Here is a 15,155-nt window from a genome sequence, read left to right as displayed (position 1 = left end):
TTATACCTCCTCGCTCACTTTGACAAATTCAGAAATCGTATGCGTTTCAATATGATCAGAACCATCTCGGTTACGACTAACGTTCTGTTGGTAGCGATACAAAATGCCTTGCTCCCAGTTGGCTCCTGCCGGTAAGTATTCCCAAGTGGTGTAGTTGATTTCTGCCGGAGTGGTTGACCAGCGCACCATGATGTTCATTTGCGCCAAATTGGCTTTCGGTTCGTCATTGTTTACCCACCACATATCGGCAAACTCGCGGGTGACATCTTGGGTGTATAGGCTTGCATCGGTTGGGCAGGTCTCGGCGCTGCGTGGCAATCGCATCACTTGTTGGTGGCGCATTAACAGACACGATTGTGTCATGGATTGCTGGTGGTATTGGGTTTGCTGCCACACGCCGAGGTAGTCGATGTCGTGCTCGTTGGTGTTAGGGTAGGAAAACCACAGCATTTCAGTGCGGTTGCTGTGTTGGATGTGTTTGTTGCGCCCGAGACCTTGTACTTTCTCCATAAAAAGCTCAGTGCTTGGGTCAAAATTCATCGCGACTGAGCGATATTTCCAGTCGCCTTCATCGTCAAAGTCTTCGAGAGAGAAGCCGTTCAAGTCGTTGCGGGTGCATCCTGTGATAGAGCAACCAACAAGGTTAAACCAATCCGCAAATTTGCTAATCGGCTCGACAATATCTTCCGTAATTTGGTGATTCGGCGATATGAAGCAACCTTGAAAATGGTCGCCAACACTCGGGTGTTCAATTAACGAATCTTTGGTGATGGTGAATCGGGTCTCACCAAAAGGGGGGCGATATTTGGGGTGATGTTTATAGCGCAGATCGTAGGCACAAGCGCGGCCCTGCCAATCTTTCTTTTTGATCACGATGTTTTTGAACGTGATGCCGCGAGGTTCAAAGATGATCTCATCAGAGGCAAAGTTTTCCTCAATGTACTGCTGGCTTTCGTTCAAGTGATCAATCGCCTCATCGACAGAAACCCAGTCGAGGTTGAGATGTCGTTTAGCGTCATCCAGATAATTGAGATCGAGACTCTTGAGCTGGCTTTGAAAGCGAGGATCAGACAATACACGGTTGGCTAAGACAATTTCCTCACGATTCTCAGGCGTGCTGTCGAGAGAAAGCAGCAGACGCGTCATATTGATGCTGCGGCTGGGTTTGGTCGTCGCCATCGTTGGCGTAAGCACTTCTTGGCTCGATAAGGTTGTCAGCAGATAACCTTTGTCATCGTTACCAAGGAAGAAGCTGATCACATCACCTGGTTGGTAGTGAAATGCGCCTTGCTGAGTGACTCCCGTGATATTGGAACTGGTTTTGTAATACAGGCCAGTCACTGGAGAGTCGATAAAGTAGCCTTGCTTCAAGGTTGAAGCTGGCGGGTGTGAAGTGGCTGCAGAAGCATCTGCCGCCAAAGTGGACGTAGCCGTCAATGCAGACAGCCAAAATACCACTGAACGTGTATACATCTTGTTTTAAGCCTTATTGGTTGGTGCTGTCCTTAGACGCACAATTTGGCTGACAACTCATTGGTGTAGTTAGGTGCTTCTCTGGCACCGGTGTCATCATCGCCAACAACATTTTTTGTTTTATATGTTTGGGGATATCTGGGTTAGAGAGTATCCGCCTTCGTGTTAGCTCCATCATGGAGTTCACCGAAAGATGTTCGACGTTCTGCCCCTTCGCATGAAAGATGAGGCGAGTCAGTTCGTACATCATATCTTCTGCAATCTTCTTCTCTTGTTGCAGTTGGATATTCTTTTGAATCAATGCATTACCAAATAGCACGCCGGATAAAACCAGAATGGCAGATAATGCTGCAGCCAGCGGACGGCGCTGTACTAAACGCAATGCGCTGTACAACGGCCAATGTTTTTTTTGTTCGATTGGGCGCCGCTCAAGCATGCGCTCAATATCAATTCTTAGTGCTCGAACATCTGAATAGCGCAGTTTTGCGGCAGAGCGTGTCGCGCGTCTAATGACCCAGTAAACATCAGACCAAACGCGCGGTGACGGAAACATCATCGCGAGAATTTTACCCAGAGAGTACACATCGCTTTGTGCCGTCAGAAACTGACCAGTCTGTTGTTCTGGACTGGCAAAGTTTTGGCTAAACGCAATTAATGCGGGTGGGGATTCGCCACCGCTGTTTTGCACTTTCTGCGTCAGGTTGAAATCGAGCAATTTCGGTCGTTTATTTGGGTCAATCAGGATATTTTCAGGCTTGAGATCGGCGTGTAAAACGTGGTGGTGATGCGCGTGTTCCATTGCCTGACAAATCTGCTTAAACAGCGTGAGCTTCTCACGGTCTGTCAGTGTGACTTCGGCAAGATAATCATCCAATGTTTGGCCAAACACGCGCTCCATGACGATGTAAACCGAGTCGTCATGCAGGCCGCCGTCAAAGACTTTCGCAATATAAGGGTGATTTAAACGTGCTAGTAGCTGCGCTTCATCGAAAAGTGCCCGTTGTCCGAGCACATTACTTAAATTGCTTTGGATGAATTTGATCGCAAGATCTTGCTCGAAGGTCTCATCTGCGCGTTGCGCGGCATAAACGACGCCCATACCACCACGTCCCAACTCATGAGTTAGGCGATACTTACTGATCACTTCGCCACTAAGGTCGATCTCGCTGTTGGTCGCTTGATGAGCGCCAAAGTAAAGCAATTGCGTTAATCGCTCTTCTGGGGCTTCATGGGCTAAAAGGGGCGCGAGTTGAATGTATAGCTCAGGTTGACTCTGTTGCAATTCTTGGAGGTATTGCTGCTTTTGAGAGTCGTCCAGATCAAGAAGATGATAATAAACTTGGGTTTCGCTGGAGCCTAACTGCACAGTGCCTGATATCTTATTGTTTTACGTGCGCTATTTTATAAGAAACTCAATATTAATGTCATTTATTTATTCGTTTTGCGAGTGTTTCTTTAAAAACAACTCTGTAACAATAAGTGCATGATTTTATTGTGGATATTATGTTTGGCTTTTGGTGGCTTGTCGGCATCCTGTGTATTCGTCATAATGTTACATGTAACATTATTGATAAATCACATATTTATGGCTCAACAGAATAAAAAAACACGAACGACATTGCAGGATGTCGCAGACCAAGTTGGCGTAACAAAGATGACGGTTTCGCGCTATATGCGCAATCCAGAATCGGTGGCTGAGAAGACCCGCGTGAAAATTGCCGCGGCAATCGAGGAGATGGGGTACATCGAAAATCGTGCCCCCGCGATGTTGTCTAAGTCTTCCAGCAAAGCCATCGGCATCTTACTTCCTTCTCTGTCCAACCAAATTTTTGCTTCCTTTGTTCAGGGCATAGAGACGGTCACTAAGGCTAACGGCTACGAAACACTACTGGCACACTTTAGCTACGATGAGTTGGAGGAAGAGCGCAAAATCGCCTCTTTGCTTTCCTACCAAGTGGATGGGTTGATTTTGACTGAAAGTCACCACACTCCACGCACGTTGCAGATGATCAAAAACGCTGGCGTTCCGGTGGTCGAAACCATGGAATTGCCGCCACAACCGATTGATATGGCTGTGGGCTTGGATCATGAAGACGCTTCGTACAACGCGGTGAAACGTATGTTGGACGCTGGCAAACGCACCATTGTTTATTTCGGTGCGCGTTTGGACACGCGTACCAAACTGCGTATGCAAGGTTACGATCGCGCGATGAATGAAGCCGGACTCGAACCCAAACATGTGTTAACTGGCGTGCACTCCAGTTTCTCCCTTGCGCATGATTTGCTTGAACGCGCATTGGAAACGTACCCAACGCTCGACGGGGTGTTCTGTACCAACGATGACATCGCAATTGGTACTATGCTGAGTGCGCAGCAGCGTGGCATTCAAGTCCCGCAGCAATTAGCGGTGGTGGGTTATAACGCCTTGGATATCGGTCAGACCATCAGTCCGAAGCTGACCAGCGTTGATACGCCGCGTTTCCAAATTGGTGTAAAGAGTGCAGAGCTTTTAATTGCGCGTCTGAAAGGTGAAGCGCAAGAAGAAAAAGTGTTTGATATGGGTTATCAGATCACTTCAGGAGAGAGTGTTTAACTCGCAGTTAACCGCTCTTCGTATTCGCTCATCAATGGTATTGGCAGGTTAGGGTATGGCGCATCAGCTGGATGCATTGGATCTCAACTTAATGCGTTTATTAAAAGCCGTGGTGGAAAACCGCAGCATCAAGCTGGCCGCAATGCAGCTTGGCATTTCTCAACCGAGCGCCAGCCGCGGCGTAATGAAGCTTAAGCAAGTGTTTGATGACCCGCTATTTGTGCGTAAAGCGCATGGGGTAGAGCCATCTCCCATGGCGATTCGCCTTGCCGCCGAATTCGATAACATGATTGCACCACTGGAAAAAGTGGTGCAAGAGTTTGAAGTATTCGACCCTCAGCAATATCAAGGACAGATCGCGATTGTAACCGACCCTTATTTGATGGATGAACAAGGGCAGCGATTGCTAACTGGCTGCCATCGAGCGTTCCCTAAAGCGCACTTTGCCTTTTCCAGTTGGAACAGTTACTCGCACGATGAAATGCTCGAAGGTGAGCACGATTACTGCATTCTTGACCAAGAGACCGAACTGTCGAAAGACATTTACATGCGCCCGTTATTCGTTGAAAAACGAGTGATTTTGGCGCGTAAAAACCATCCGACCTTGTCGAAAATCAGCAATGATTGGGACACGGTCTCCAAGCTGCCCCTTGTTTCTTTGCCTGCGCCCGCGTCATATAAACCGCTTTGTACCGTGGAGTCCGAGTATCGCCGCATGGGCTATGAGCCCGTGGTGTTATTGAAATCCTATAATTTGCGCGTGGCTTGCCAAATGCTGCAAGAAACCGACGCAATTATGTATGCCAGTCAAAGCTCGGCATTGTTGATGCCGGAACTGGCGTCTTACGCAATGCCACTCGTCAACCGTGAGTTCAGTCAGTTTGTGGTCTCTGGCGGTTTCCTTCAAACCAACCGCAACCATCCTTTGCACAGACACCTGCATAAAGTGGTGCGACAAACCCTCAATACGCCGCTGATTTTTACGCAGTGACGTCACTTTATGGCATCGGCTGAATGAGAGAGCTGGTGCTTTAACCTTGTCAGTATTGTGTGATTACATAGACAACTTACTTCTTAAGATATTCAAAAATGAATATCTCAATTACCTGTCTCTTTTTCCTACCCAGCGCTAACCTTATCTCAAATAGTCAGGAGAAGTGGCTCATTTTTATCTTTTTAACTTTTTGAATGTCGATACAGGTACGCGACATTCACCATTCTCCGTTATGCATTTTTTTAATTTCTGATGGAGGATTAATCATGCTAGTTGCACGTCTATTTTTATTGCTCGCCATCGTTGCCGAAGTGGCTGGCACCAGCACGATGTCTCTTATTGGACAAGGGCACGGGTGGTGGGGCTACATCGTAATGTATGTGCTGATCGCAATCTCTTACTACTTTCTCGCGTTTGCCGCGAAGAAAATATCGATCGGTGTGGCATACGCTGTCTGGGAAGGGTTGGGTATCTCGTTGATCACCGTGGTGTCGATCATCGCCTTTGATGCCAACTTAAACCATCAAGAGCTGTTTGGTTTGATGTTAGCCGTTGTCGGCATTGTGTGTGTGACTTTAGGGGAATCACACGATCAACCTAACGCTGAGAAAAACGCCGATAAATCGGCAAAAGAACGTTCATTTTCTGCTAGTACAAGGTGCGAATCATGAGTCAATTTTTTACGATGTCATTTGGATTTGTCGTGATGGCTGCCTTGGTCGATATCATGGCCAATATGGCGCTGACACGCTCAAAAGGTTTTAAATACAAAGGCTGGGGCATTGCGGCGATTGTGTTGGTACTGACAGCATTCACGCTGTTGGCACAAGCGGTTAAAGAGATCGACTTAGCCATTGCTTATGCTTCTTGGGGCGCGATCGGTATCTTGGGTACCGCAGTGGGTGGAGCCTTGCTGTTTAAGCAGAAACTCAAGCCAATCGGCTGGTTTGGTATCTTTGTGGTGATTGCTGCGGTCGTGGTGATGAAAACCGCTTAATCAAGCCAAACAAAAACAACGAAGACAAATATAAAGAGCGGAGTATCAAACTCCGCTCTTTTTGTTTTTCTGGCTTACACAATGAAGCTTGCGCCTTCTTCTGCGCTAGAGACGTTTTGGCGGATCACGCTAAACAAGCCTCGTCCCCAGGTTTGTTGGGTAGATTCGGTGTCGAAATGAATCAACTCGCGACCAGTGGTATCGCTTAAGTTGTTCAGTTCGCCCGTTTGGCAATCAAGGCGAATCAAATCGCCGTTGCGCACCAAACCAATCGCGCCACCACGAATGGCTTCTGGAGAAACATGAATCGCAGACGGAATTTTACCTGACGCGCCAGATAAGCGACCGTCAGTAACCAGCGCCACTTTAAAGCCCGCTTTTTGCACGTTACCTAAAATTGGCATCAGCTTGTGCAGTTCAGGCATGCCGTTTGCCGCTGGGCCGTTGTGTGTGACCACAACGATGCAATCTTTGTTCAGCTCACCACGTTTGTACGCGGCTTCCACTTCATGTTGGCATTGGAATACGATCGCAGGTGCAACAATCACGCGTTGCTCTTCTTTCACCGCAGACACTTTCACCACGGCTTTACCCAAGTTGCCAGTCAGTACGCGAGTGCCGCCAGTGTTTTGGAAAGTGGCGTCCGGTTTGGCGATCACGTCACCGTCTTGGCTGCCTTGGCACGGTGTCCAAGTCAGTTGGCCATCGATAAGGCTCGGTAGCGTCATTTGGTCTTCAAATTCACCAAACACGGGTTTCACATCGCGATGCAAAAGCTTGGATTCATTCAAGCGGTGCAATAACGCAGGCACGCCACCCGCGTCTTGGAACGCGTTCATATCGGCTGGTCCGTTCGGGTAAACGCGAGCTAACAAAGGAACCACATCCGACAGATCGCTGATGTCTTGCCATGTGAGCAAGATGCCAGCAGCACGCGCCACGGCGATCATATGAATGGTGTGATTGGTGCTGCCGCCAGATGCAAGTAGAGCGATGATGCCGTTGACCAAGCTCTTTTCTGTGACCACCTCGGCCAGCGGACGGAAGTGTGCAGAACCCGCCGTCATTGAGGCGATTTTCAGAGCCGCGTGATCGGTTAACGCTTTACGCAGTTGGGTATGGGGATGAATGAATGCCGAACCTGGCAGCATCAAGCCCATGGCTTCGAACACCAACTGGTTGGTGTTGGCGGTGCCGTAAAACGTACACGTACCCGCAGAGTGGTAAGCGCGACACTCCATATCCAGCAGAGCGTCTTTGCCGACTTCACCCGCTGCGTATTTTTGGCGTACGTCGACTTTCTCTTCGTTGCTGATGCCTGTTGCCATCAGACCCGCAGGTACAAACGCAGTCGGTAGGTGCGCGTAAGACAGCGCGCCCATAAGTTGCCCCGGGGCAATTTTGTCACAGATACCAAGCAGTAATGTGGCATCAAAGACATTGTGACTCAAAGACAACGCCGTTGATTGCGCAATTAAGTCACGCGAAAACAGCGACATATCCATGCCTGCTTGACCTTGAGTCACCCCATCGCACATCGCTGGCACACAACCTGCGACTTGCGCTGTATGGCCGTAGTCCGCCAGTACTTGTTTGATTTGCGCTGGGTAGTCTTGGTACGGTTGGTGGGCGCTCAACATGTCGTTGTAGGCGCTGATCAGCGCGACATTGGCATGAGTAAAATCGAGAATAGTTTTCTTTTCAGAAGAGCAAGAAGCGGCGACTGCATGGGCTAAGTTACCACAAGATAAACCAACACGGCCTTTGCCAGCTTCGGCTTGCACTTCGGTGCGAGCAAGAAACGCAGCGCGCGCTTCACGGCTGCGCTCGGTCAAACGTTGTGTGACCTCAAGAACAACAGAGTGAGTCATTACGCCACCTCGATCGCTTGCATTTTGATTAGCTCAGCGGCAGAGCGTTCCACCACGTCGCTGATGTCTCCGTCGATACTGACGATCAGAGTTTGAGGCTCGTTGTCTGGGCGCTCTAGCGTCTCGAATTGGCTCTTCACCATGTTTTCTTTCATGAAGTGGCCTTTGCGCATACGCATGCGATTAAGGATCAACTCCATATCGCCATCAAGGAACAGGAAGGTCACGTTGTCGTTGCCTTCGCGGATCTGATCGCGGTAAATCTTTTTCAGTGCTGAACAGACAATAATGCCGTGTTCGTTTTTGCTTTCTAGGCTGTACGCCGCATCACGAATGCGTTCTAGCCATGGCTTGCGATCATCATCGTTCAGAGGCTGGCCCGATGCCATTTTCTGAATGTTCGCTCGTGGATGAAGATCATCACCATCAATGAATTTACGCCCTAGCTTTTTCGCTAGATGCTCACCAATTGTGCTTTTACCACTAGCACAAACGCCCATAACGATGACACTACTACCAGCCATAACTTATCCTCATAACCAAATTTGCGCGTGATCTCAATTTTTGAATTCACTTTAAAATATGGGTTTATCTTATTCATGTTATCGGTAACATGTTACCGGTAACTGAAATAAATGTGAACCATAACACAAACAATAATTCTTAAAGGTGAACCTATGGAGCAATTAACCCAAGCCCCAGATCCTACGTTCCTACTGACGATTGCAGGCCTTGCCATTGCAGCGTTACTCGTTCTGATCATTAAACTGAAAGTCCATGCTTTTGCTTCCCTTACTATGGTGAGTTTAGGCACAGCAATCGCCACTGGCGTTCCTTCTGAGAAAGTCGTATCGACCATGATGGGCGGCTTCGGCGGCACACTGGCTTCCGTGGCATTGCTGGTTGGTCTTGGTGCGATGATCGGTAAAATTCTTGAAGTGACTGGCGGTGCGAAAGTGCTGGCAGACACTTTGATTGGTCGCTTTGGTAAAGAGCGCGCACCATTTGCTTTGGGCGTCGCTTCATTACTGTTTGGCTTCCCAATCTTCTTCGATGCTGGCCTTGTAGTGATGATGCCAATCATCCTAAGTGTGGCGGCTCGTTTTGGTGGCTCACCAATTAAATACGCGTTGCCTGCAGCTGGTGCTTTTGCGGTTATGCACGCGTTTGTTCCACCACACCCAGGTCCGGTTGCAGCGGCAGAATTCCTTGGCGCAAACATCGGTCTGCTATTGGTGGTGGGTATTCTGGTTGCTATTCCAACTTGGTACCTTGGCGCTTACCTATTTGGTTTGTACGCGGGCAAAAAATTCGATATCCCACTATCTAAAGCCTTCTTTAATGGCGAAGCGATGGTGGATGAGCGCAACGCACCAAAATTTGGCACGGTTATGACCATCCTTGTGCTGCCAGTCCTGCTAATCTGTTTGGATACGGTATTGAACACACTGGCGGTTGCAGGTTTGATTGATGGCAAAACGGCACTGGTTGAGTTCCTACGTATGCTAGGTAAAACCCCAGTCGCATTGCTGATTACTTTGATTGTCTGTCTGGCTGTGTTTGCCAAAGACTACGGCATGGCAAAACTAGAAAAATTGTGTGGTGAGTCATTGGCTCCAATCTGTGGCGTTATCCTAGTAACGGGTGCTGGTGGCATGTTTGGCGGCGTACTGCGCTCAAGCGGCATCGGTGATGCACTGGCTGACGTTCTTACAGACACAGGTATGCCTGTGATTGTGGCGGCGTTTGTGATTTCAACCTGTCTGCGTGTTGCTCAAGGCTCGGCAACGGTAGCGCTAACCACAACGGCGGCTCTTATCGCGCCAGTTGTGGCAGCATCTACAGGTTTGAGTGAACTAGACCTTTGCTTTATCGTAATCGCGATTGCGGGTGGTGCAACGGTACTGTCTCATTTCAATGACTCTGGTTTCTGGTTGGTATCTCGTCTGCTTGAGATGGATGAGAAAACCACATTAAAAACTTGGACGGTAATGGAAACGTTACTTGGCGGTATCGCGTTTATTATCGTCGCAACATTAAGCTTTATTCTTTAGAGGTTCCCCATGACAACACTTGAACAACGATTAAGAGAAATCAAAATCGTCCCAGTTATCGCAATCAACGACGTAGCACACGCTCTGCCACTGGCAAAAGTGTTGGTAGAAAACGGTTTACCATGTGCGGAAGTGACATTCCGCACCGAAGCGGCGGCGGAGTCGATTCGCATCATGCGTGAAGCGTACCCAGAACTGTTGATTGGCGCGGGCACCGTTCTGACCACAGAACAAGTGGATATCGCCATCGAAGCGGGCGTGGACTTTATCGTTAGCCCAGGCTTCAACCCAACCACAGTGAAATACTGTCAGCAACGTGGCGTGACCATCGTACCGGGTGTCAACAACCCAAGCTTGGTTGAGCAAGCGATGGAAATGGGTTTGCGTACGTTGAAGTTCTTCCCTGCTGAGCCATCAGGCGGCGTAAACATGCTGAAAGCACTCACGGCGGTTTACCCAGTGGAATTCATGCCAACAGGTGGCGTAAGCCCATCCAACGTGGAAGATTACCTAGCGCTGAAATCGGTTGTAGCTTGTGGCGGTACGTGGATGGTGCCAACCGCAATGATGGACAACGGCGATTGGGAAGGCATTGCTGAATTGGTTCGCGCAGTTAAGTAAAACGCGCAAACGGCTCCGAAATACCCCGAACGTTAGAAAAAGTGATACGAAAAAGGGTCATCAAGTTATTTGATGACCCTTTTGCTTTTTGGAATGAAGCGGCTTTAGAAGTGATGCTTCATAAAGCGCTTAATAAAGCGAATGAAATCTGCTTCGGCTAGCTTCGCGCACTTCAATGTTTGGGCGTGAGACAATTCTACATCTCCCAAGCCTTCTGCCATGTTGGTGATCGCACACACTGCCAATACGGGTAAGCCGCAATGCGCCGCAGAAATCACTTCTGGCACGACCGACATTCCCACAACATCACCACCGATGATTTGCATCATGCGGATTTCGGCTGCGGTCTCAAAGTTGGAGCCTGTGTAAGAGACAAACACACCTTCATTCAGGTGAATGCCATTGGCTTTGCCGACTTCAAACGCTTCTGCGCGTAGGTCTTTGTCGTACGCATTGGCGAGGCTGAAGAACCTCGGGCCGTACTCTTCATCATTCGGACCGATCATTGGAGATTCAGGCATGGTATTGATGTGGTCATGAAATACCACCAGAGAACCGACGTCGATGCGTTCAGGGCGAAGTGAGCCTGCCGCGTTGGTGACGAGCAGAAACTCACAGCCCAGCTTTTTAAAGGTGCGCACGGGCGTTGTCATGACCTTCATTGAGCCGTGTTCGTAGTAGTGACCGCGACCTTTCATGCACACTACGTCTACGCCGCCCATGGTACCAAGCACCAACTCACCAGAGTGGCCTTGCACGGTGCTAACCGGAAACCCTTCGAGCTCTTCGTATGGAATGACCACTTTGTCTTGTAGTTCGTCTGCCAATACGCCTAAGCCAGAGCCTAAAATAAACGCCGCTTTAGGTTGGAAGTTTGGTTTGCGTTCGCGAATGGTTTGTAGCGCGCCGATTACTGGATCCTGATTCATGTTAGTCACCTTCTGGTTGTGTTGATTCCATTGTGTGACTTTCTGCGCTGGTTATCTTTGCTTTATTCGTTACTATCATCCTTAAAAAGAGGATGATGAAATTCGCTAGGACTCAATGCATGAAGTCAGAACCATTTGAGCGCGTGACGCTGAAGATGCTGCGTTACTTTTACGAGGTCGCACAAACCAAGCATTTCACTAAGGCGGCCGAGAATCTCAATATCACCAATTCGCCGTTGAGCAATCGCATCAAAGAGTTGGAAGAGGTGCTTAACGTCAAACTGTTTGAGCGTGATTCAAGAAACGTCATGCTGACGGAGGCCGGACGATTGTTGGAGTCCAAATGCCAACTGATTTTTCAGACCTTGGATGTCTCGCTCAATCAAGTGCAGCAAGTGGGGTTGAACCAGAGAAATATCCTGCGAGTTGGTGTGGTAAGTAGCGCATTTTGGGGCGGATTTGATCGTCTGTTACAGCGTTTCCATGCTGAGCATGACACTTATCACGCCGACATTTTTGACCTCAACCCAGAGACGCAAAAGAAGCATCTGAGCGAGAAGAAAATTGATGTGGGCATTGTGCGTTTTGCCGATGCACTCAACATTTATCCGTATCAGTCGGTATCTTTGGGCAAAGATGTGTTTGTGGTGGCGGTGTCGGAGCAACATGAGTTAGCCAGCAAATCTTTGCTGCGGCTCCAAGATTTAAAGACGTGTGAGTTTGCGTTTATGAGTTTGGCGAATTCAGCCTCGGCAAACTTCATCATCAATGCCTGTCTGCAAGAAGGCTTTTCACCCCATATTGGCAAACAAGTGGTGGAGCCAAGCACCTTGATGGCGTATGTAGCAAACAGCAATACCGTGACGTTGGTGCCGTCGACGTTTTCTCAGCATCATTGGCATGGGATTCGTTTTATCAAGCTGAAAGAGTCACTGCGTGCAGACTTATGTCTGATTCATGACGGTAAGCAGGAGAGTGCTATCAAAGCCGAGTTTATTCGCACGCTATTGGAGAATGCGAGTTAAGCATGGGCAAACAAAAAAGGTCACCCTAAGGTGACCTTTTCAAATGATTTGCTGAAATCAGCAATGCGATTAGCGCGCAATTAACGCATCGTTACGAACTCTTCAGAGCCCGTTGGGTGGATAGCCACAACAGAGTCGAAGTCTGCTTTGGTTGCGCCCATCTTCATTGCTACGCCGAAGCCTTGGATCATTTCATCTACCGTGAAACCGATGCCGTGTAGACCAACAACCGTTTCTTCTTCACCCGCACATACAAGCTTCATCTTACATGGTTGACGGTGCTTAGTAACGGCGGTGTACATCGCCGTGAAGCCAGATGTGTAGACTTTGATGTTGTCTTTGCCGTACTTCTCTTCCGCTTCTTGCGTTGTAAGACCGATAGTGCCGATTGGTGGGTGGCTAAATACCACAGTTGGTACCAAATCGTAGTCCATCTTCGCGTTTGGTTTGTTGTTGAACAAACGCTCAGAAAGTTGACGACCCGCTTTCACTGCTACTGGTGTTAGCTCGATACCGCCTTCCATGATGTCACCCACACAGTAGATGCCTTTCACGTTGGTTTCTTGGTATTCGTCTACCTTAATGTAGCCTTTTTCGTTCGTTGCCACGCCAGTTGACGCTAGGTTGATTGCGTCAGTTGCTGGGTGACGACCGATTGCCCAAATCAGTTGGTCAACGTTTTGGCTCTCACCGTTTTCTAGGTGCAGGGTTAGGCTGCCATCGGCTTCTTTTACCACTTCTTTTGGTACAGAATGGGTGTGCAGTGTTGGGCCTTCTGCTTCCATTACTTCAACCAACGTATCGATGATCATAGGATCGAAGCTACGCAGTGGTGACTCTTTACGTACGAACAGGTGCGTTTCTGTACCTAGTGCGTGCAGTACGCCAGCAATTTCAACTGCGATGTAGCCAGCGCCGACAACCGCAACGCGTTTTGGTTGCTCTGCTAGGTCGAAGAAGCCGTTTGAATCGATGCCGTATTCAGCGCCTGGAATGTTTGGAATAGTAGGACGACCACCAACCGCGATTAGGATGTGATCCGCAGTATAATGTTCACCGTTTACTTCTACGGTTTTCTCGTCAACAAACTTAGCAAAGCCTTTAATCACGTTTACTTTGTTGTTGCCAAGAACGCGATCGTAAGATTGGTGAATACGACCAATGTACGCCTGACGGCTCTCAACCAGTTTGCTCCAGTCGAAACCTTTCACGTCGACATCAAAACCGTAATCTTCTGCGTACAGGTTCATTGCTTCTGCGATTTGTGCGCCGTGCCACATCACTTTCTTCGGTACACAACCTACGTTTACACAGGTACCGCCGAGATCTTGAGCTTCGATTAGCGCAACTTTCGCGCCGTACATCGCCGCACGGTTTGCAGATGCGATGCCGCCACTGCCGCCACCGATACAGATATAGTCAAAATGAGTCGCCATTACTTTCTCCAAGAGCTTATAAATTTTATCTGGTACATAGATAGATTGGGATGACCTTGCCTGAACTCAATGCCACCATTATCCCACTATCATAAATCGAATGTAACGAATTCCTAAATGGGAAAAAGTGACATTGCTTATGACAAATAGCGATGAGAGGTACAAAAAGAAGAATAAGCGCGATCAGACGGCGGAGGTGAGAGCATAAAAAAGCGCAACGAGAATGTCGTTGCGCTGAGAGGTTTCGGTGCAGAAGTGCTTACTCTGGCACAATCCAGTCCACTTTCCAGTGGCCGGTGGCTGGTGCGATCGCGTCTTGCAGGAATGGCAGAATTTCTTTCATCTGGCTTTCCAGTTTCCACGGTGGGTTAATCACAATCATGCCGGATGCCGTCATGCCGCGCTCGTTGGTATCGGGTGCGACACCCAATTCGATTTGTAGAATCTTACGAATGCCGAGGCTCTCTAGACCTTCAATCATGTCTTCGATGTCGTGACGGTTTACCACTGGGTACCAAATCGCGTAGATGCCCGTTGCCCAACGTTTGTGGCTTTGGTAAATCGCTTGCACCACATCGCGGTACTCTTTAGCTAGCTCGTATGGCGGGTCAATCAGTACCAAGCCACGACGTTCTTGCGGTGGTAGGCTGCCTTTTAGACGCTTAAAGCCATCTTCTTTGTAGATGCTGACTTGGCGGTCGCGATGGAATTCTTGTTCCAGCAATGGATGATCGGCTGGGTGCAGCTCTGTCAGTACCATGCGGTCTTGTGGGCGGATTTGCGCACGCGCCACACGCGGTGAGCCTGGGTAGTAGCGCAGCTTATCACCGTTGTTGAGTGCTTTGATGGCATCGATGTAGCTTTTGATGTCTTCAGGAATATTTGGGTTATCCCAAATACGTGCGATGCCTTGTTTGTATTCGCCCGTTTTCTCAGACCATTCGTGAGTCAGATCGTAACGGCCCACACCCGAGTGGGTATCGTGATAAACGAATGGCTTATCTTTTTGTTTCAGCGCATCAAGAATGAGGCTTTGAACGATGTGTTTGACCACGTCGGCATGGTTGCCAGCGTGGAAGCTGTGGCGGTAACTTAACAAATTAAACTCTCGAAACACTCTTTGGCTGAGTGTGGTCTGTGATTTCAGATACAATAAATTTTC

General features: G+C 48.7%; 14 protein-coding genes. 7 read left to right on the top strand and 7 right to left on the bottom strand.

The features are described 5' to 3' along the window. Both OU793_RS04685 and OU793_RS04680 read right to left on the bottom strand, forming a co-directional pair. Entirely contained in the window at positions 1-1,473 is a 1,473-nt protein-coding gene (locus OU793_RS04685) for a hypothetical protein (protein ID WP_062905312.1), read from the bottom strand. A 13-nt stretch (positions 1,474-1,486) separates the two neighbouring features. Next, on the bottom strand, positions 1,487-2,839 hold the full coding sequence (locus tag OU793_RS04680; RefSeq protein ID WP_025509515.1) for a serine/threonine-protein kinase: 1,353 nt from the start codon (positions 2,837-2,839) through the stop codon (positions 1,487-1,489). A 219-nt stretch (positions 2,840-3,058) separates the two neighbouring features. Between OU793_RS04680 and OU793_RS04675 the strand changes: the two genes are divergently transcribed. The 4 genes from OU793_RS04675 (at position 3,059) to OU793_RS04660 (ending at position 6,057) form a co-directional block, all read left to right on the top strand. Continuing rightward, the gene (locus OU793_RS04675; protein ID WP_005496635.1) at positions 3,059-4,066 is read left to right on the top strand and encodes a substrate-binding domain-containing protein; all 1,008 of its coding nucleotides are present in this window, start codon (positions 3,059-3,061) and stop codon (positions 4,064-4,066) included. 55 nt (positions 4,067-4,121) lie between these two features. Further along, entirely contained in the window at positions 4,122-5,057 is a 936-nt protein-coding gene (locus tag OU793_RS04670; RefSeq protein WP_140103254.1) for a LysR family transcriptional regulator, read from the top strand. A 269-nt stretch (positions 5,058-5,326) separates the two neighbouring features. Beyond that, a complete protein-coding gene (locus tag OU793_RS04665) occupies positions 5,327-5,731 on the top strand; it encodes an SMR family transporter (RefSeq protein ID WP_140103253.1) in 405 nt (134 codons plus the stop codon). Next, positions 5,728-6,057 carry an SMR family transporter gene (locus OU793_RS04660; protein WP_005478614.1) on the top strand — a complete coding sequence of 110 codons (330 nt, stop codon included), beginning with the start codon at positions 5,728-5,730 and terminating at the stop codon, positions 6,055-6,057. Before OU793_RS04665 ends, OU793_RS04660 begins: the two co-directional genes overlap by 4 nt. 74 nt (positions 6,058-6,131) lie before the next feature. On the opposite strand, the gene edd is transcribed toward OU793_RS04660, so the two are convergent. Both edd and OU793_RS04650 read right to left on the bottom strand, forming a co-directional pair. Then, positions 6,132-7,928 (bottom strand): phosphogluconate dehydratase, encoded by a 1,797-nt coding sequence (gene edd, locus OU793_RS04655; RefSeq protein ID WP_159404214.1) that lies wholly within the window; start codon positions 7,926-7,928, stop codon positions 6,132-6,134. After that, positions 7,928-8,452 carry a gluconokinase gene (locus OU793_RS04650; protein ID WP_005467756.1) on the bottom strand — a complete coding sequence of 175 codons (525 nt, stop codon included), beginning with the start codon at positions 8,450-8,452 and terminating at the stop codon, positions 7,928-7,930. Before OU793_RS04650 ends, edd begins: the two co-directional genes overlap by 1 nt. Positions 8,453-8,605: 153 nt before the next feature. Here OU793_RS04650 and OU793_RS04645 point away from each other — a divergent pair, with 153 nt between their 5' ends. Then, positions 8,606-9,982: a GntP family permease gene (locus OU793_RS04645; RefSeq protein ID WP_005478622.1), complete on the top strand. Its 1,377-nt coding sequence runs from the start codon at positions 8,606-8,608 to the stop codon at positions 9,980-9,982. Positions 9,983-9,991: 9 nt separating this feature from the next. Continuing rightward, positions 9,992-10,603: a bifunctional 4-hydroxy-2-oxoglutarate aldolase/2-dehydro-3-deoxy-phosphogluconate aldolase gene (locus OU793_RS04640; RefSeq protein ID WP_005394384.1), complete on the top strand. Its 612-nt coding sequence runs from the start codon at positions 9,992-9,994 to the stop codon at positions 10,601-10,603. A 104-nt stretch (positions 10,604-10,707) separates the two neighbouring features. On the opposite strand, the gene xapA is transcribed toward OU793_RS04640, so the two are convergent. After that, positions 10,708-11,532 (bottom strand): xanthosine phosphorylase, encoded by an 825-nt coding sequence (gene xapA, locus OU793_RS04635; RefSeq protein ID WP_140103251.1) that lies wholly within the window; start codon positions 11,530-11,532, stop codon positions 10,708-10,710. A 119-nt stretch (positions 11,533-11,651) separates the two neighbouring features. On the opposite strand from xapA, the gene OU793_RS04630 reads away from it, so the two are divergent. Further along, the gene (locus OU793_RS04630; RefSeq protein WP_005379156.1) at positions 11,652-12,557 is read left to right on the top strand and encodes a LysR family transcriptional regulator; all 906 of its coding nucleotides are present in this window, start codon (positions 11,652-11,654) and stop codon (positions 12,555-12,557) included. 80 nt (positions 12,558-12,637) lie between these two features. Here OU793_RS04630 and gorA read toward each other — a convergent pair whose 3' ends face one another. Both gorA and OU793_RS04620 read right to left on the bottom strand, forming a co-directional pair. Then, the gene (gene gorA, locus OU793_RS04625; RefSeq protein ID WP_005478739.1) at positions 12,638-13,993 is read right to left on the bottom strand and encodes a glutathione-disulfide reductase; all 1,356 of its coding nucleotides are present in this window, start codon (positions 13,991-13,993) and stop codon (positions 12,638-12,640) included. Positions 13,994-14,252: 259 nt separating this feature from the next. Further along, positions 14,253-15,092 carry a 23S rRNA (adenine(2030)-N(6))-methyltransferase RlmJ gene (locus OU793_RS04620; protein WP_005478729.1) on the bottom strand — a complete coding sequence of 280 codons (840 nt, stop codon included), beginning with the start codon at positions 15,090-15,092 and terminating at the stop codon, positions 14,253-14,255. Between the last annotated feature and the right edge of the window lie 63 nt (positions 15,093-15,155).

It is taken from the genome of Vibrio sp. VP6 (genome assembly GCF_028823755.1).
GTDB lineage: Bacteria > Pseudomonadota > Gammaproteobacteria > Enterobacterales > Vibrionaceae > Vibrio > Vibrio parahaemolyticus.
Note: the sequence above shows the minus strand (reverse complement) of the source record. Positions and strands in the feature narration are given on the sequence as shown.